The sequence below is a fragment of the Bradyrhizobium sp. HKCCYLRH2015 genome (assembly GCF_051168215.1).
In the GTDB taxonomy this organism is placed as follows: Bacteria; Pseudomonadota; Alphaproteobacteria; order Rhizobiales; family Xanthobacteraceae; genus Bradyrhizobium.
In genome coordinates this window covers 118,744-136,809 of the sequence record NZ_JBNPUO010000005.1, presented here as the reverse complement: position 1 = coordinate 136,809, position 18,066 = coordinate 118,744, and the positions used below count along the sequence as shown (strand labels likewise).

Sequence of the window (18,066 nt, the reverse complement as noted above, 5' to 3'; positions counted from 1 at the left end):
CGCCGCCGCGAAGGCTGCGCGCCTGCGATGTTCGTCGTCGAACGGTCACACTTTGATCGCACCCTGAGGACGATCAGGTGCGGTGCGAAGCTCGCAGACGGCGACGCTCCTGCAGCTTGTGCATATTGAAACACACAACGTGCCGACGGCTGGTCTCCGGGAGCTGTTCTGATAGGCTTGGCACGTGGTTCATAACAACGGAACGATCCGGGTGAACCGGGCGCAGGTGGGGAAACGAGGGGCTCTCACATGCATCAACCATCGAAATGGTGGGCGGGACTGATTGCCGTTGCCGTGCTGTGGCTCGCCGCCATGAGCTTCAAGACGGCTGATGTCGAGGACGACATTGCGCCGCGGGCACGCGCCGCCATTGCCGCCGCCGCCCCCGATACCGCCGCGGCGCTCAAGGTCTCGGTCGCCGGCCGTGACGTTCGCATCGCAGGGCCGGAGTTCAGTCCCGACCAGTCGACGAAACTGGCAGACGCCGCCGCGGTCAATGGCGTCCGCCTCGTCGACGGTACCTACGACAAGCTGCCGACACCGAAGCCCTATGCTTTCCGCGCCACGCGAAACGGCGGCCAGCTCGTGCTCGAAGGCGCGGTGCCGACGCCGGCCGTCCGGAATGCCGTGCTCAATGCCGTCCGTTCGTCCGGCGGTGAGGTGGTCGATCGCCTCTCCTATGCACTGGGAGCTCCGGCCGACTTCGCGGCCATCGCAAGCCACGGAGCGGTCCAGGCCGCCAAGCTCAATGGCGGCACGTTCGCGCTCGCGGACAAGGCCTATTCGATCGCAGGCGCCGCCGCCTCATCGGACGTCTACGAGGCCGCCGTCGCCGCGACGCGGCAGCTGCCCGGCGGCGCCGTGCTCGACAAAATGGCGATCCTGCCGCCGGAGGCAAAGCCCTTCATCTGGAGCGCGGTCCGCGAGGGCAACACGCTGGTGATGTCCGGCGTCGTCCCGAACGACGACATCAGGCGCGCGCTCGAGGCCGCCGCGACCAAGGCCTGGCCCGGCACGTCGGTGATGCATCAGATGCAGATCGCACGCGGCGCGCCCGCCGGCGATTTCGGTGCCTACGCCTCGTATGCGCTGGCGGAGCTCGCCAGGCTGAGCACGGGCCGCGTCGTCATCTCCGACGCCACCTACGCGATTTCGGGCGAGGCGCCCTCCACCGCCGCCTATGACGAAACGATGGCCGGCATCGGCAAGCTGCCGGCCGGGCTGACCTTGGCGAAGGCCGACATTCTGCCGCCGGAGATCAAGCCCTATCGCTGGTCGGCGGAGTTCGACGGCACCGGCCTGAGCCTCACAGGTCTCGCGCCGAGCGCGACCGCCCGCGAGGCGATGCTGGCCTCTGCCAGCGGACAGTTCGACGGCAAGCCGATCAAGAGCCAGATCGGCATCGCCCGCGGCGCCCCCGATGGCGACGTTGCCAAAGCGAGCGCGAGCCTGCTGCAGCAGCTCGCCAGGCTTGCGCAGGGGCGCGCCGAGATCAACGACACTCAGGTCTCGCTCAGGGGCGTGGGACTCGCCAATGTCACCGGCGCGACCGTGCGCGAGCAACTGGCCGGCGCCCTGCCCGCGCCGTTCGCGCTCGCATCCATCGACGTCCGCGACGGCCCGGTCTCGCCCTACGCGTTCGGACTGCAGAAGCAGGACGGCCGTGTCCTGCTGAGCGGCTATGTGCCTGATGACGCCGCCCGCCGCGATCTCGTCGACGCCGCCACGACGACCTTCATCACCGAGACGGTCGAGGACGGCCTGAAGATCGGCGACGGTGCGCCAAAGGATTACGTGCAGTCGCTGAAGGCGACGTTCCCGGCGCTGGCGCGGCTTTGGTCCGGCGCACTGACGGCGAAGGACGCGGCGATCACGGTCGACGGGCTCGCCATCTACGACAAGTCGGCCGAGCAGGTCCGCAAGGAGCTCGCCGACGCGGTCGGCAGCGGCTTCAAGCTCGACGACGTCAAGATCGGCCTCAAGCCGGAAGGCCCACCATTGGCGGTCGCGGAGTGCCAGCCGGCGTTCAACGGGCTGCTCGCCAAGGGCCGCATCCGCTTCAGCACCGGCAGCGCCGAGCTGAGCCGCGCCTCGCTGGCGCTGCTCGACCACCTGATCGAGGTTGCGCAGCGCTGCAAGGACGCCGAGATCGCGATCGAGGGCCACACCGACAATGTCGGGGACGAAGCTGACAACATGGACCTCTCCAAGCGCCGGGCGGCGGCGGTGGTCGGCTATATCGGCGACGCCGGCATCGACACCTCGCGCATGACCTCGGAGGGCTACGGCCAGAACAAGCCGGTCGCCTCCAACGACACGGCCGAAGGCCGCGCGCAGAACCGCCGCATCGAATTCGTCGTCAAGTGAGGCGCTGACATCATGATGTACGACCTTGCGACATTTCCGTTCTGGATCATCCTCGCCGCCGGCATCGGCGGCTTCGTCGGCTGGCGCACCTGGTCGGACGAGCCGCGGCCGGACTGGCTGAGAAGCTGGCTGCTGCCGGCGACGCTCGCCCTCGTCATCGGGATCCTGATGGCGCTGCTGAGCGTGCTGCCCGGACGTGCCGGCCTGTGGCTCGAGGTCGGCCTGCTGATGGTCGGCGCCTATGTGCTCGGCTGCCTGATCGGCGGACAGCTCAAGGAATATGTCGGGCTGGGTGACACCAGTGCGATGTCGCCGGGCGGTCCTGGAAACAGCGTCGCGTTCGCCGGCGCAACCGCGGCGGCTCGTCCTTGGGCGGACAGCCCTTCCCCGGCTTCGCAAGCTGCAGCCAGCGTCGAGGCCGACCGCCTCGCCACTGAAGCTGCCACAAAGGCTGAAGCCGAACGTGTTGCGGCCGAAGCGGAGGCCGAGCGGCTGGCCGCCGAAACGGCCGCAAAGGCCGAGGCTGAGCGGCTCGCCGCGGAAGCCGCGGCAAGGGCCGAGGCTGATCGTCTGGCGGCTGAAGCCGCAGCGAAGGCCGAAGCCGAACGACTCGCTGCCGAGGCGGCGGCGAAGGCCGAGTCCGATCGCCTTGCTGCGGAGGCCGCCGCGAAAGCCGAATCCGACCGCCTCGCTGCGGAAGCCGCCGCGAAAGCAGAGGCCGATCGTGTTGCGGCAGAAGCGGCTGCAAAGGCCGAAGCTGAACGCTTGGCCGCCGAAGCAGCGGCGAAAGCCGAAGCGGACCGTCTTGCGGCGGAGGCCGTTGCGAAGGCCGCGGCGGAAGCCCAGCGTCTCGCGGCCGAAGCGACCGCCAAGGCCGAGGCCGATCGCCTGGCCGCCGAAGCGGCCGCACGGGCGGAAGCCGATCGCCTCGCCGCCGACGCCGAGGCGGAACGGCTCGCAGCCGAGGTTGCCGCATCAGCGGCCCCGGACAGCCCGGCCGCGGCCGACGACAGACCGCCGGCCCTGCCCGCGCCCGAGGGCGCCGCCGACGATCTCAAGCTCATCAAGGGCATCGGACCCAAGAACGAGCGCATCCTGAACGACATCGGCGTGCATCATTTCAGCCAGATCGCGGCGTGGTCGCCAGCGCATGCCGACTGGGTCGGCCACCATATGGCCTTCCCCGGCCGCATCGAGCGCGAGCATTGGATCGCGCAGGCCAAGCTGCTCGCGGCCGGCCTCGACACCGCGCATTCCAGCGCGGTGAAGTCCGGCGCGATTACCATCGACGAACACGCCGACGCGCCGCTGAGCGAGGACGAGGCGAGCTACCTCCTGGCCCACCTGCCGGCGCTGATGCCGCCCGTCGAGAACGAAGACGCCCATGGCGGCGCCCGCCCGCTCGGGCTCGTCGCGCCGCGCGGCGGCCAGGCCGACGATCTCAAGCTGATCAAGGGCATCGGCAAGCAGAACGAGGCGCGGCTGCACGGCCTCGGCATCTGGCATTTCGCGCAGATCGCGGCCTGGACCGCCGAGCACGCCAAATGGGTCGGCTCATATCTGGCGTTCGCAGGACGGATCGAGCGCGAGCAATGGATCAGCCAGGCCAGGGAGCTGGCGAGCGGCGGCACGACGGAATTCGCGAAACGCGTCGAGGCCGGTCTGGTGAAGTCATCGCTCGACGATGGCTCGCGCGGGCAGGACAACATCGAAATCGTTCAGCCGCGCGAGTAGCTGCGCCGACGGGCGAACCGTAGGGTAGGCAAAGGCGCTGTCACGCCCTCGTCTCACGCGCGCTCGTGGTGGCGCCGTGCTCACCGTCTCGCCGCGGCCGTGCTGGACGATGGTGGGCACGGCGCGCGACAGCGTGCTTCGCAGGGCTGTCCTGCCGGGCGCCTTTGCCCACCCTACGGCCCTATTCCGCCAGCTCCACGGCCTCATTCCGCGACGGGCCGGCCAGCGGCCGCTCCTCCATCAGCATCATGCAGACGGAGGCGCAGGCGAGCATCGCGGTGGCCGCGGCATAGACGAAGCGGAAGGCATGGATCATGTCGGCTTCCGCAATGCCGCTGACGGCGCCATGAGCGCCCTCTGCCAGCGAGATGTCGGCGCCCAGCGCCATCAGCAGGATGGCGCTGAAGGCCGCGACCGTGAACGAGGACATCATCGAGCGGAAGAAGTTCATCGCGCCGGTGATGGTGCCGATCTGGGAGCGGTCCACCGCGTTCTGCAGCGACACCACCGAGATCGGGAACGCAGTGCCAAGCCCGATGCCGTAGATCGACAGCAGCACCATCAGCACCCATAGCGACGGCGTCGTCACCGTCATCACCGCGGCGGCGATGGTGCCGATGATCGTGCCCACGATGGCGACGCGCTTGTAGTGCTTGACCCGGGCCATGGTACGACCGGCAATCGCGGCACCGAAGGTCGAGATCGCCGCGATCGGAATCAGGCCGAGGCCGGCCTGGCTCGGGGTCAAATGATAGACCAGCTCGTAGTACAGCGGCAGATGGACCGTGAGCCCGATCAGCGCGCCGAGGGCGCAGCCGCTGGCCAGCATGCCGTAGGGCACGACCGTGCCGCCCATCAGCGACAGCGGCAGGAATGGCTCATCGGCCCGCTTGGCGTGCCAGACGAAGGCTAAGCCCAGCGCCACCGCGCTGCCGATCATCGCGAGCAGCGTGGGCGACAGCCAGGCCAGCTTGTGCCCGCCCCAGGTCAGTACCAGCATGAACACGACGGCCGAGGCCATCAGCAGCAGGCCGCCGGCCCAGTCGACCTTGCGCAAGCGGTGATAGACCGGCAGCCGGCCCATCTTGGGCAGCAGCAGCGCCAAGGCCGCGACCGCCAGCGGCACGTTGATCCAGAAGATCATCGACCAGTGCAGATGGTCGGCGAAGAAGCCGCCGATCACCGGCCCGAGCAGGCCGGCCAGCAGCCAGACGCCGCTGAAATAGGCCTGATACTGGCCGCGCTCGCGCGGGCTGACGACGTCGGAGATCACGGTCTGGACCACCGGCATAATGCCGCCGCCGCCGAGCCCCTGCAGGCCGCGGGCAAGGATCAGCACCGGCATGTTCGGTGCCAGCGCGCAGACCACCGAGCCGACCACGAACAGGCTGAGCGCGGTGATGATCATGGAGCGGCGGCCATAGATATCGCACAGCGTGCCGAACACCGGCGCCACCGCGGTCGACGCCAGCAGGTAGGCCGTGATCACCCAGGACAGGTTGGTCACGTCCTGGAACTCGCGGCCGATGGTCGGCAGCGCCGTCGCCACGATGGTCTGGTCGAGCGCGGCCAGGAACATCGTCAGCAGCAGGCTCATCAGGATGGTGCGCACCTCGGCCTGGGTCAGCGGCACCGGCGGCGCAAGCGACGGCGCATCCTCGATCGCCTGCACCTGCGGCGGAATGGCCGGCAGCTCGGCGGCAATCTCTTCAGGCAAGGACTGGGACGCGGCAGGGTAATGCGTCTGCCGATCAAACTTGTTCATGGGATGAATGCTGTGCCCGGGCGCGACATCGCCGCGCGGATTCGCCGACTGGCGAACTACTTAAGGCATAATTTTCCCGTGCGGCAGCGGGTCGGGTGCATGGGTGCATTCCGACAGCACGGGAACGGTCGCATCATCGTGACTTGCTGCGGGCGCGAGGTGATCGCGCTATTTCGGCCGACGCTTCAGCTTGGCCCGCTTCGGCAGCAGCACCGGCCACTGCACGATGTGGTCCTCGAGCTGGTCGTCCGGAACGTCCTCCTCGGTGCCCTCGACCCGGCCGCGCACCGAGACGCCGGCTTCATGTACCGTCTGAGGATCGCCCGAGATCAGAGGATGCCACCAATAGAGATCGCGCCCCTCCGCCACGAGGCGGTAGCCGCAGCTCGGCGGCAGCCACGTCAGGGTGCGGACGTTCTCAGGTGTCAGTCGAACGCAATCCGACACCTGTTCGGAACGATTCGGGTAGTCCTTGCAAGCACATAGCCCGGCATCCAAGAGTTTGCAGGAAATGTGGGTGAAGTAGATGTCGCCGGTATCTTCGTCTTCCAGCTTCTCCAGGCAGCAGCGCCCGCAGCCATCGCAGAGGCTTTCCCATTCCGCCTCGGACATCTCTTCCAAGATCTTGGTTTTCCAGAACATTCCCTCCTGGCCCGAGGGACGTTTGAGCGGTGCGGTCATCGGGCGATTCTCAAAGAGGGCGTGTGGCGTGGCCGCCATCTAGGTGCCCGGCCCCGAGCCGCGCAAGGGGCTTTGCCGGCTTCAGCGGCACGTTAGCTTTGTGCATCAAATTGTGAGCGGAACCATTGGTTTGTGACCCCCGCTCGGCTAGATAGATGATTGAGTCACTCCGGCGGCGGCGCCGGCACGCGGCTTGGGGTCAGGTGCTCGGGTTCGGGCGGCTGACTATGCAGTGCCATGGGTTTGCCGCAACAATCGCGCAAGACCCTTCGATGGCCCCCAGCCCACTTGCTGAGTGCTTTCGAAGCCAGCTGACACGCTTTCGAAACGACCAGGGTTCCCGTGCGGCAGATCATTCCAGACGATTGGAAGAAGCGGATCAACAATTTCCGCCTGGATCTCGACGCCCGCTTCGATTCGGCGCTGTTCTCCTCCCTGCGCGGCACCCGTGAGCTCTACGAGCGCTATTCCGCGTTCATGGACCGCTTCTATGTCGGCGGCTGGAAGCGCTGGGTGTTCGTCGAGCCATTGTCGGAGGCGGCCACGATCGGCCTCGGCGGCCTGGTGCTGATGCTGGCGCTGGCGATTCCCGCCTTCCGGGAGACCGCCGACGAGGACTGGTTGAAGAAGTCCGACCTCGCCGTCACCTTCCTCGACCGCTACGGCAACCCGATCGGCAGCCGCGGCATCAAGCACAACGATTCGATTCCGCTGGAGGACTTCCCGGACAATCTGATCAAGGCGACGCTCGCTACCGAGGACCGCCGCTTCTACGACCATTTCGGCATCGACATCGCCGGCACGGCGCGTGCCCTCGTCACCAACGCCCAGGCTGGCGGCGTCCGCCAGGGCGGCTCCTCGATCAGCCAGCAGCTCGCCAAGAACCTGTTCCTGTCCAACGAGCGCACCATCGAGCGCAAGGTCAACGAGGCGTTCCTGGCGATCTGGCTGGAAACCCGCCTGACCAAGAACGAGATCCTCAAGCTCTATCTCGACCGCGCCTATATGGGCGGCGGCACCTTCGGCGTCGACGGCGCGGCACACTTCTATTTCAACAAGTCGGTGCGCGACATCAACCTCGCCGAAGCCGCGATGCTGGCCGGCCTGTTCAAGGCGCCGACCAAGTTCGCCCCCCACATCAACCTGCCCGCCGCGCGCGCCCGCGCCAACGTCGTGCTCGACAACCTGGTCGATGCCGGCTTCATGACCGAGGGCCAGGTGTTCGGTGCCCGCCGCAACCCGGCGTTCGCGGTCGACCGCCGCGACGAGAGCTCGCCGAACTACTTCCTCGACTATGCGTTCGACGAGATGCGCAAGCTGGTCGACACGTTCCCGAAGTCCTACACCGAGCGCGTCTTCGTGGTGCGGACCTCGATCGACATGACCGTGCAGCATGCGGCCGACGAGGCGATCGAGAACCAGTTGCGCCAGTTCGGCCGCGACTATCACGCGACCCAGGCGGCAACGGTCGTTTCCGACCTCGACGGCGGCATCCGCGCCATGGTCGGCGGCCGCGACTATGGTGCCAGTCAGTTCAACCGCGCCGTCGACGCCTACCGGCAGCCGGGATCCTCGTTCAAGCCGTATGTCTACACCACCGCGCTGCTGAACGGCTTCAAGCCGACCTCGATCGTGGTCGACGGCCCGGTCTGCATCGGCAACTGGTGCCCGCAGAATTATGGCCATTCCTATTCGGGCTCGGTGACGCTGACGCAGGCGATCACCCGCTCGATCAACGTCGTGCCGGTCAAGCTGTCGATCGCGCTCGGCGGCAAGGAGGGTCCGAAGGCCGGCCGCGCCAAGATCATCGAGGTCGCGCGGCGCTTCGGCCTCAAGGCGCCGCTGCCCGACACCCCGTCGATGCCGATCGGCTCCGACGAGGTCACGGTGCTGGAGCATGCGGTCGCCTATGCGACCTTCCCGAACAAGGGCAAGGCGGTGACGCCGCATTCGGTGCTGGAGGTCCGCACCGGCGCCGGCGACCTGGTCTGGCGCTGGGACCGTGACGGGCCGAAGCCGAAGCAGGCGATCCCGGCCTCGGTTGCCGCCGACATGGCGGGCATGATGAGCCACGTCGTCAGCGAAGGCACCGCGCGCCGCGCCGCACTCGACGGCATTCCGACCGCCGGCAAGACCGGCACGACCAATGCGTATCGCGACGCCTGGTTCGTCGGCTACACCGGCAACTTCACCTGCGCGGTCTGGTACGGCAATGACGACTATTCGCCGACCAACCGCATGACCGGCGGCTCGCTGCCGGCGCAGACATGGCACGACATCATGCTCGCCGCGCATCAGGGCGTCGAGGTCAAGGAGCTGCCCGGCGTCGGCATGGGCGAGAAGCTGCCGCAGTCCGCGTCCGCCGCGATGGCACAGGCCGGCCAGCCGAAGACCCTGGAGATCAAGCCCGGTCCGCCGCCGATCCTGACCCGCCGCGGCGCCGAGGTGCTGGTTCAGGTCGAGAAGATGCTCGACGATGCCGCGCGCGTCGCCGAAAAGAGCGCGCCGGCGGATCCGCGCAAGCCCGCCAAGCCGGTCTCATCGAGCGCGCTGGCCTTCCCCGAGAACTACGCCGCGGCAACGGCCGACGGCGTCGCCACCCCTGCCTTGCGCAAGAACTGACGTCAGCGATCCCCGTGCGGCTGCTCTTCATCACCTTGGTCACGCTCCTGATCGCCACCGGCGTCGGCATCGGCGCGACCTGGATGACGACGACCCGCGGCACCGAATTCGGCACGCTGACGATCGGCGCCTGGACGGCGCGTCCGAAAACCGGCACGGCCGATGTCGACCCCTATGCGCGCGCGACCATCACCCGCAATGGCGAATTGCCGATCGGCACCGGCGACGGCGTGGCCTTCACCGCCACCACAGACGACAAGAGGAAGCCGCTCGACGGGCGCTGCGACATCCTCGTCAGCGGCGTGACGCCGCCCGCCCGCTTCTGGACGCTCACGCTGTACGACCGCAAGGGCCACCTCGTCGCCAACACGCTGCAGCGCTACGGCTTCACCAGCCAGGAGCTGGTGCGAGGTGCCGATGGCTCGTTCGAGATCCGTGTCGCCGCACGCTCGCGCTCCGGCAACTGGCTGCCGACCGGCGGCATCGAGCGCTACGCGCTGATGCTGCGGCTCTACGACACGCCAGTCGGCGTCGCGACCCGCACGCAGCGCGACGCGCCGATGCCCTCGATCACGACAGTAGGCTGCCCATCATGATCCGGCTGCTGTTCACGGTCGTGGTCGGCGTGCTGCTCGGCGGCGTGGTCCATCTCGTCAGCGTGCTGGCGCTGCCGCGGATCTCGACCCAGGACGCCTACTCCCGGCTGACGCCGATGACCAAGCTGAACGCCGTGACGCAATTGCCATTGGCCGACCCCGGCAATTCACCGATGCCGTTCATGGATCCGGCGTTCGCGATGGCGATCTGCCGCTACGATCTGTCCGACGGACCGCTGAAGCTCACGGTCCCGGTGAGCCAGGCCTATACGTCGGTGTCGTTCTACACGCGCAACGAGCTCGCCTACTACGCCATCAACGACCGCTCCGCCGGCAAGCGCGTGATCGAGCTCAACCTGATGACCGAGGCGCAGCACGAAGACCTGCCCGAGGACGAGGAGATCACGGCCGCCGACCGGCTGATCATCGATTCGCCGACGACGACCGGGTTGATCGTGCTGAAGGCCCTGGCCGCCGAGCCGGGCCTCATGCCGCAGGCGCAGGCCTCCCTTGCAGCGGCAAGCTGCGGCGTACAGACCGAGGCACCGGCCAAGGCCGAGAAGCCGCGCGGCAAACGATAAGTCAATACGACGTCCGGGATGAATTCGACAACGCTCTCTTCACCCTTGGTGGCATAGTCGTTGCCGCGCGCCGCTGCTATGACGTATCAGGACGGCGGCGCTTCGCTCAACATCAGGTCATGCCTCTCGAAATCGAACGGAAGTTTCTCGTCAAGTCCGATGCTTGGCGGGATCAGGCGACGCACAGTGAACGCCTTCGCGACGGCCTCGTCGCACGTCAGGACGGCCTCAAGGTCCGCGTTCGCTGCTATGGCAACCGGACGACGCTGTGCGTGAAGAGCGGCCGCCGCGGTCTGGCCCGGGATGAATTCGAGTACGATATTCCCGCGGACCACGCCGCGGTGCTGTTCGCGCATTGCGACGGACGCATCCTCGAGAAGACGCGTCACTATGTGCCGGCCGAAAGCGGCGTCTGGGAGGTCGACGTCTACCACGACGCGCTCGACGGCGTCGTCATCGCCGAGATCGAGCTGCCGACCGAAACGACCGTCGTGACCCTTCCCGACTGGGTCGGCGACGAGGTCACCGGCGACCCGCGCTACAGCAAGGCCAACATGCTGACGGAGCGCTCGCGCGCGGCGAAAGTCCGGGAGCTGCGGCGCGCGCGCCTTGCAGGGCTGTGATGCACGCACGGGCCGTTGCGGCTTGACCCCTATCAAATCATACGTCGAGGGCACACCTTAAACAGCGCGGACTTGGCGGTCTGAACGATCGCGCATGGAGTTTGCACGATGAGTTCATCGCAGGTGATGTCACAGGCGCTGCGCGCCAAGATCATGTCGGCCGACGAGGCTGCCGCGCTGGTCGAGCCCGGCAACCATGTCGGCATGAGCGGCTTCACCGGGTCGGGCTACCCGAAGGCGGTGCCGCTCGCGCTGGCGCGCCGGATCGAAGCGGCGCATGCGCGCGGCGAGCCGTTCCGCGTCGGCGTGTGGACCGGGGCGAGCACCGCGCCCGAGCTCGACGGCGCGCTCGCCCGGGCTGATGGCATCGACCTGCGCCTGCCCTATCAGTCCGATCCGGCGACACGACAGCGCATCAACGCCGGCAGCATCGACTATATCGATCTGCATCTCAGCCATGTCGCACAATTCGTATGGTTCGGCTTTCTCGGCCATCTCGACGTCGCCGTGATCGAATGCGCCGGCATCCTGCCCGACGGGCGGCTGATCCCCTCGACCTCGATCGGCAACAACAAGACATGGCTCGATCTGGCGGACCGCGTCATCATCGAGGTCAATTCGTGGATGAATCCGGCGCTGCTCGGCATGCACGACGTCTACTACGGCACCCGCCTGCCACCGCATCGCAAGCCGATCCCGATCGTGGCGCCCGGCGACCGCATCGGCGAGACCACCTATCGCTGCAATCCGGACAAGGTCATCGCGGTCGTCGAGACCCATGCGCCCGACCGCAACACCAGCTTCGCCGCGCCCGACGATAACTCGGGTGCGATTGCCGGCCACATCCTGGAGTTCTTCGAACACGAGGTGAAGCAGGGCCGCCTGCCGCGCAACCTGCTGCCGCTGCAATCCGGCGTCGGCAATGTCGCGAACGCCGTGATGGCCGGGCTCGATGACGGCCCCTTCCCGCATCTGACCGCCTATACCGAGGTGCTGCAGGACGGCATGCTGAACCTGATCCGCTCCGGGCGGATGGATCTCGCCTCCGCGACGGCATTGTCGCTGAGCTCGGAGGCTGCGGTCGAATTCAACCGCGAAATCGAGTTCCTGCGCGACCGCATCGTGCTGCGGCCGCAGGAGATCTCCAACCATCCCGAAGTGATCCGCCGGCTCGGCGTCATCGCGATGAACGGCATGATCGAGGCGGACATTTACGGCAACGTCAATTCGACCCATGTGCGCGGCAGCAGCATCATGAACGGCATCGGCGGCTCCGGCGACTTCGCCCGCAACGCCTATCTGTCGATCTTCATGACGCCCTCGACCACCAAGAACGGCACGATCTCCTGCATCGTGCCGATGGTCACCCATGTCGACCACACCGAGCACGACGTGCAGGTCCTCGTGACCGAGCGAGGCCTCGCCGATCTGCGCGGCCTGTCGCCGAAACAGCGCGCCCGCACCATCATCGACCAGGCGGCGCATCCGAAATTCCGGCCGGCGCTCGCCGACTATTTCGAACGCGCCTGCCGCGATTCGACCGGCAAGCACACGCCGCATCTGCTCGAGGAGGCCTTCCGCCTGCTCAGGCCGGACTGAGCGAAGCGGCGTGCGACCGCGTGCGGGCTAGCCCCGCGTCGTCAGCGGCCGTTCGATCAGGGGCCGCGCCGCGACCGGCGGATTGGCGGTCTGGGCCGCCAGTTCATGGATCAGGCGATCGGCCTCGGCGGCCATGCCGTCGGGCGCCTGCAGCACCAGGCGCTCCAGCGCCCAGCGGTAGGACGAGACGCGCTGCTCCAAGCTGATCTGCACCCACTGTACGATCAGCGAGTTCTCCTGCATGCGCGCGACCGCGTCGGCCTTCTCGCGCGGCGATAGCTCGGTCATGTATTTCATGCTGGCATCGCGCTTACGGTCGAGATCGATGACGCGGATCGCCGAGGCGAAGAACGGCTCGAAGCGGGTGATGTCGTCGCGCACGTCGTCGATCAGTTGGGTGTAGCGCGAGGCGTGCGAGCGGTGCGGCTCGTCGATCAAGGCGCGGCCATAGGCGGTGCGGTCGAACACGACCTTCTGGCGCCAGGGCGAGGCCGACGGCTGATAGTCGCCGAACACGCTCTTCCAGGCGGGGCGCGAATGCGGCGGCTCGATCAGCGGATAAGCGAGATCGCGCAGCTGGCGCTCATTGTCGGTGAGCTGGAACTGCGATGGCATGACACCGACGCTGGCGGTGGCTTCCGCGCCGATCCATTTGTGCATGTCGTCATTGCGCATGTCGGCGCGGGTGCGGCCAAAATCGCCGCCGCTGCAGGCGCCGAGCAGGCCGCCGACGAGGACGAGCGCGAGGACCGGCAGCGCGCGCCGGACCGGATTGACGATGGCCGGCATTCCCATGTCCCCCGACCTGTCAGCGGCGACGGCGGCGGCGGCTTGGCGCTGTGCCCTCGCGGGGCCCGCGATCGTCGGTCGTGGTCTCGCGCTCGATCCGAACGACGGGAAGAATCAGGATCGTTCCCATGCCCTCCTGCGGCGCGCCGGTCACGGCAGGCCGCGCGCGACGCGCAACGTCCGCCGGGAATTCAATGATGGTCGCCATGTCCACTCTCTTTCGTGCCCGAAGTTCTTACCCCCTGAAAACTCCCCGTCGCCCGAACTTCGCAGGCAAGAGGGCACGCAGAACTGACGATCACGAATGCCGGCGCATGACGCTGCACTTTGGCATTCGGCGCGGCGAAGATCAGGCTGGGCGCGAGACGCGGCCAAGGCGAGATCATCGAACGGATCGATTAAGATCAGGACGTGGTTAAGAGGATATTAATGCGCGGGCCGCCCGACACGGATCGCGTGCACCGGTGGGAGAGAAGGCAAGCCGGCGTTGCGCCTTTGTCTCACCTGGTCATTTCGACCCATCTTCACCGATTGTTTTCCTTAACGCCGCATTAAAACAACTCCGCTCTAATCGGCGCAACGATTGCCGAAGTTGCGTACCCCGACATGACAAGATCATCGCTGTTCCCCGGCTTCGACGGGTTGCTCACGCTCTCGCGCCGCGAGGGCGTCGACATCAAGCCCACTCTGCTGCGCGTGCTGACCGACCTCTATGTCCAGGCGAGCGCGCATTCCGCTGACGAGGAGCGGCAGTTCGTCGAATTGGCTTCCCGTCTGGTCGACGACGTCGATGATGCGACCCGTGCGGCGGTGCGTGCGCGGCTGGCGATCTATCCGGCGACGCCGATCGAGATCCTGAACAAGCTGGGCTTGCGCCCGGCGCAGAGCGAGCCGGCGCCGCCGCTCGCCGGCCCCATTCCCGCATCGCTTCGCCCCTCGTCTCCGATGCCGCCGCGCGACGACGCATCGTCCGGATTGTCGATGCAGCCGAAGGATGCCGCCGAGCTGAGCGAGATGTTCATGCGCGCCGCCTCGCACGAGCGCATCGCCATCCTGCAGAACCTCGCCACCACGCCGCTGAGGCCCGCCGCGCCGACGCCGTTGCACCGCGCGGTGCATGCGATCGAGGCGCTGGAGATGGCCGCCTTCAACGCCGACGTCGAGACGTTCACGATCGAGCTCGGCGAGAGCCTGATCCTGCCCTCACGCATGACCCTCGAGGTGGTCAACGATCCCCATGGCGAGCCGCTGGCCTGTGCCGCAAAGGCGCTCGGCATGCCAGCGCCGGTGTTCGAGCGCGTGCTGCTGTTCCTCAAGCCGGAGATGGGCCAGTCCGTCCAGACCGTGTTTCGGCTGTCACGCTTCTACGAGCGCCTCAGCGAGCGCGCGGCGCTGATCATGCTGGCGGCCTGGCGCGGCTCGGGCATGGCGGCGATCAGGGCCAAACATCGCACGATGCTGTACGACGACGAGCGCCAGTCTGTCCGCGCAGGCGGAGCGCGGCCCGGCACAGCGACGCGGCCGATCGTGCGCACGGGCACCGACGGCTTCAAGCGCTGACGCGCAATCACCGTCGCGGATCGGAGGATGATCAGGGACGCTCGCGCACGAGATCGAGGAAATGACGACCCTGCCTGTCCTCGGTCTCGATGATCCAGGCGTCGGGATCGAAGCGCAGCTCCTTGACGAGACGCTCCTCGACCTGCGCTTCCGCGATCGGCTGCGGCGATACCGGTACGAAGAAGCGGTCGATCGGCCGGCTGTCGTCATAGACGGTCTGCGGCGCGGGGACATAGAGCTGCGCCGTGCCGTCCATCAGCGCGACCTTGACGAACACCGCACCGGCCTCCTCGGCGCCGCGGTGGCGGATCGCGCTGAACGCGCCGGCCGACTGGCAGCGCCGCAGATAGGCGCTCACCCAGATGCTGGTCTTCAATCGCATGATGGTTCGATGCAGGAGCAAGCGCGCTGCACGTCGCAGCCGCCCTGCTCTATTCGATCGGGTGACCGATGACAATCGCAAGCTCGCGCACCAGGCGGTCCGACACCTGGCCGGTCACCGGCAGCTTGCGCTCACGCTCGAACTTCTGGATCGCGGCCTGGGTGTCGGAGCCGACCATCCCGGTCGGCTTCAATTGGCCATAGCCATATTCGGTCAGCGCACGCTGGACCGCAGCCACACGGCGAACATTGCCGCCCTGCTGCGTCGGCTGCGGACGCGGCACGTTGCCCTGCCCGCCGCTGACCGAGCGGACGAGATCGGCCAGGGGATCGGCATATTTCTGATCCGGACGCGCCTCGGTCGCGCGCTGCTCGACCGCCCTCTGCTCCGCCGCCCTGGTTTCAGCGGGCCGCGTCTCGATCACCTTCGGATCGAGCGGCGAGATGTCCATCGGCCGGGGCCGCGGCAGCGGATTGGAGCTCGTCAGATTGGGCGGAATGGTGACGATCGATCCGAACATCGGCGCCGGATGCGGTCCCGATTGCAGGAACACGGCATTGATGATGATGGCGCTGCCAGCCGCACAGGCCAGCAGGCCCGCAAACAGATCCTTCGGGCTGTAGAGCATGGCCCGCAGCAGCCAGCCGCGCTCCTCCGCCACGTCGACGACGGCCGCAGCCGCAGCGGCGCGCTTGCGACGGCGCGGCGGCGCCGGATCATCCTCTGCAGCTCGTCTAGGCACTCTTCTTCACCTGCATGACCTGCCCTGGCTGGGCGGAGCGCGAGGGTGACAGCGGCGTGACGGTGGCGCCGGCGGCGGCCTCGGCCACGAAGTTGATCGGCAGCGCGATCGTGACCGTGGTCCCCTCGTCGATCTTGCTTTCTATCGACATTTCGCCGCCGTGCAAGTTCACGAGGCTCTTGACGATCGACAGCCCGAGCCCGGTTCCCTCGTGGCGCCGCTGGTAGGTCTTGCCGGCCTGAAAGAACGGATCGCCGATGCGCTTGAGATCATCGGCGGCGATGCCGACGCCGGTGTCGGTGATTCGCAGCAGCAGGCGCGCGCCGTCGACGCCGGCAGAGACCGTGACACGGCCGCCGCGCTCGGTGAACTTGATGGCATTGGAGACGAGGTTGAGCACGATCTGCTTGAAGGCGCGCGGATCACCGGTGACCATCGGCAGGTCCTGCGGCACGTCGGCCGACAGATCGACACCGTTCTCGCGCGCCCGCAGCGCCAGCAGGTTGCAGCAATTGATCAGCGCAGCGCGCGGCGCAAACGGCTCCGGCGTCAGCTCGAAATTGCCGGACTCCATCTTCGACATGTCGAGGATGCCGTTCACGACCGACAGCAGATGCTGGCCGGAATCGTTGATCAGTTGCGCGTATTCGCGGCGCCGCGCCGCATTCAGCACCAGCACCTGCTCCTGCATCAGCATCTCGGAGAAGCCGATGATGGCGTTCAAGGGCGTGCGCAGCTCGTGGCTCATGGTCGCGAGGAATCGCGTCTTCGCGGCGTCGGCGCGCTCGGCAGCGCTGCGCGCCAATTCGAGCGCCTGCTCCTGCAGCTTGCGGTCGGTGACGTCGCGCATGACCGCGACCACCTCCTGCTCCGACCCGCCCGGCATCACGCCGATGCGGTCGAGCGGGCGGCACCGCATCTCGACCCAGATGAAATCCACCGGATGATGAAAGCCGCGGCCCTCGCCCGGCGCATCGCGGCGCAGGCGGAACTCGACGCTCGAGGCTTCGCTGCCGCCCGCCGCTTCCGACAGCGCCGTGAGGTAGGCCGGCCGGTCGGCGACATGGACCCGTTCGAACAGGCCGTGGCCATGCAACTGCGCGACCGGCGCGCCGAGCAGCGTCTCGGCCGCCGGCGAGATGAACATGACCGCGCCGTTGCGACGGTGACGGGAGATCACGTCGCTCATATTACGTGCGAGCAGGCGATAACGCTCCTCCTCCATCGACAGCAGCGTCACGCCGGTGCGCGCGAGCGTGTCGGCGGCAAAGGCGAGCACGGCCGCATAGAGCGTGGCCGAGGCGACGCCGAACGCGAGCAGCCCGGTGCGCAGGGCGGGGTTGATCTCGGGCTTCGGCAGCCACCCGAAATGACCGATGAGGATGAGCAGCAGCGCGCAGCACAGTGCGAGCCCCGCGGAGAACACGACGACGCGGCGCGAGGCCGAGAACGAGGCTTCCAGGGGTACGACGATCAGCCACACCGCGGCAAAGGATTCGATGCCGCCGGTCTCGATCGACACCGCCATGATCAGCGCCGACAGCGCCATCGACGACAGCGCGCAGGCGCTCTCGTAGCGGCCGGTGCGTGACAGATACCAGGACAGCAGAATGGGCGCGATCAGCCAGGACAGCGCGCCGACCTCGAGCGCGCTCGGCGCACCGCGTAGCGCGAGATAGGCGGGAAACACGGCGAAGGCGGCGAGGCTGCCCAGCAGGCGCGGCGCGATGAAGGCGCGATGACGCGCGCGCGTCATCGCATCAGTTCGAGCCGATGGATGCAATAACGCATCGAGACAATCGCGGATGATACTCAACACACTCACGGCTCTCGCGCCTCGGCCTAATCGGTGGTTCTCACAAAGAGAACGCGCCGGGACGCCCCCTGTCGTCGGAAGTCACCGTGTCAGACTCGCATTAAGCGAACGCTAAGGTCCAGACTGCGGTGAGCCCGCCATTCGGCCGGGATGGTGAATGCATCGTTTCCGGCCGGGCCTGCGGTTGCGAAAGCGGCGCGATCTACAGC

15 protein-coding genes are annotated in these 18,066 nt (G+C 67.4%); 8 read left to right on the top strand and 7 right to left on the bottom strand.

Going from position 1 to position 18,066, the window contains the following annotated elements; all coding sequences use genetic code 11:
• The first annotated feature begins 249 nt into the window (after positions 1 to 249).
• Together ACQR1H_RS14660 and ACQR1H_RS14655 are read left to right on the top strand one after the other, a co-directional pair.
• The gene (locus ACQR1H_RS14660) at positions 250 to 2,367 is read left to right on the top strand and encodes an OmpA family protein (RefSeq protein WP_434907728.1); all 2,118 of its coding nucleotides are present in this window, start codon (positions 250 to 252) and stop codon (positions 2,365 to 2,367) included.
• Positions 2,368 to 2,379: 12 nt separating this feature from the next.
• Entirely contained in the window at positions 2,380 to 4,101 is a 1,722-nt protein-coding gene (locus tag ACQR1H_RS14655) for a cell envelope biogenesis protein TolA (protein WP_434907727.1), read from the top strand.
• 181 nt (positions 4,102 to 4,282) lie between these two features.
• Here ACQR1H_RS14655 and ACQR1H_RS14650 read toward each other — a convergent pair whose 3' ends face one another.
• Positions 4,283 to 5,866, bottom strand: a complete 1,584-nt coding sequence (locus ACQR1H_RS14650) for an MDR family MFS transporter (RefSeq protein WP_315804198.1) — start codon at positions 5,864 to 5,866, stop codon at positions 4,283 to 4,285.
• A 168-nt stretch (positions 5,867 to 6,034) separates the two neighbouring features.
• Complete coding sequence (locus tag ACQR1H_RS14645; RefSeq protein ID WP_315804199.1) at positions 6,035 to 6,547, bottom strand: YcgN family cysteine cluster protein; 513 nt, start codon at positions 6,545 to 6,547, stop codon at positions 6,035 to 6,037.
• A 342-nt stretch (positions 6,548 to 6,889) separates the two neighbouring features.
• Between ACQR1H_RS14645 and ACQR1H_RS14640 the strand changes: the two genes are divergently transcribed.
• From ACQR1H_RS14640 to ACQR1H_RS14620, 5 genes are all read left to right on the top strand, one after another.
• A complete protein-coding gene (locus ACQR1H_RS14640) occupies positions 6,890 to 9,169 on the top strand; it encodes a transglycosylase domain-containing protein (protein ID WP_315804200.1) in 2,280 nt (759 codons plus the stop codon).
• A gap of 14 nt (positions 9,170 to 9,183) precedes the next feature.
• Positions 9,184 to 9,765 (top strand): DUF1214 domain-containing protein, encoded by a 582-nt coding sequence (locus ACQR1H_RS14635; RefSeq protein WP_315716128.1) that lies wholly within the window; start codon positions 9,184 to 9,186, stop codon positions 9,763 to 9,765.
• Entirely contained in the window at positions 9,762 to 10,346 is a 585-nt protein-coding gene (locus ACQR1H_RS14630; RefSeq protein WP_434872451.1) for a DUF1254 domain-containing protein, read from the top strand. The genes ACQR1H_RS14635 and ACQR1H_RS14630 overlap by 4 nt, the downstream gene beginning before the upstream one ends.
• A 119-nt stretch (positions 10,347 to 10,465) precedes the next feature.
• Entirely contained in the window at positions 10,466 to 10,969 is a 504-nt protein-coding gene (locus ACQR1H_RS14625; protein ID WP_434872452.1) for a CYTH domain-containing protein, read from the top strand.
• 108 nt (positions 10,970 to 11,077) lie between these two features.
• On the top strand, positions 11,078 to 12,568 hold the full coding sequence (locus ACQR1H_RS14620) for an acetyl-CoA hydrolase/transferase family protein (protein WP_434907726.1): 1,491 nt from the start codon (positions 11,078 to 11,080) through the stop codon (positions 12,566 to 12,568).
• 27 nt (positions 12,569 to 12,595) lie between these two features.
• On the opposite strand, the gene ACQR1H_RS14615 is transcribed toward ACQR1H_RS14620, so the two are convergent.
• The gene (locus ACQR1H_RS14615; protein ID WP_316238686.1) at positions 12,596 to 13,357 is read right to left on the bottom strand and encodes a hypothetical protein; all 762 of its coding nucleotides are present in this window, start codon (positions 13,355 to 13,357) and stop codon (positions 12,596 to 12,598) included.
• A 19-nt stretch (positions 13,358 to 13,376) separates the two neighbouring features.
• Positions 13,377 to 13,565: a hypothetical protein gene (locus ACQR1H_RS14610; protein ID WP_315739858.1), complete on the bottom strand. Its 189-nt coding sequence runs from the start codon at positions 13,563 to 13,565 to the stop codon at positions 13,377 to 13,379.
• A gap of 398 nt (positions 13,566 to 13,963) precedes the next feature.
• On the opposite strand from ACQR1H_RS14610, the gene ACQR1H_RS14605 reads away from it, so the two are divergent.
• Positions 13,964 to 14,917, top strand: a complete 954-nt coding sequence (locus tag ACQR1H_RS14605) for a DUF2336 domain-containing protein (RefSeq protein WP_316218094.1) — start codon at positions 13,964 to 13,966, stop codon at positions 14,915 to 14,917.
• Between the two features lie 31 nt (positions 14,918 to 14,948).
• On the opposite strand, the gene ACQR1H_RS14600 is transcribed toward ACQR1H_RS14605, so the two are convergent.
• From ACQR1H_RS14600 to ACQR1H_RS14590, 3 genes are read right to left on the bottom strand one after another with little or no spacing between them, the layout of a single operon-like run.
• On the bottom strand, positions 14,949 to 15,299 hold the full coding sequence (locus ACQR1H_RS14600) for a DUF1491 family protein (protein ID WP_315804208.1): 351 nt from the start codon (positions 15,297 to 15,299) through the stop codon (positions 14,949 to 14,951).
• Between the two features lie 49 nt (positions 15,300 to 15,348).
• Positions 15,349 to 16,041: a peptidoglycan-binding domain-containing protein gene (locus tag ACQR1H_RS14595; protein WP_315804209.1), complete on the bottom strand. Its 693-nt coding sequence runs from the start codon at positions 16,039 to 16,041 to the stop codon at positions 15,349 to 15,351.
• Complete coding sequence (locus ACQR1H_RS14590) at positions 16,034 to 17,797, bottom strand: PAS domain-containing sensor histidine kinase (RefSeq protein WP_316238689.1); 1,764 nt, start codon at positions 17,795 to 17,797, stop codon at positions 16,034 to 16,036. The genes ACQR1H_RS14595 and ACQR1H_RS14590 overlap by 8 nt, the downstream gene beginning before the upstream one ends.
• Positions 17,798 to 18,066 lie beyond the last annotated feature (269 nt).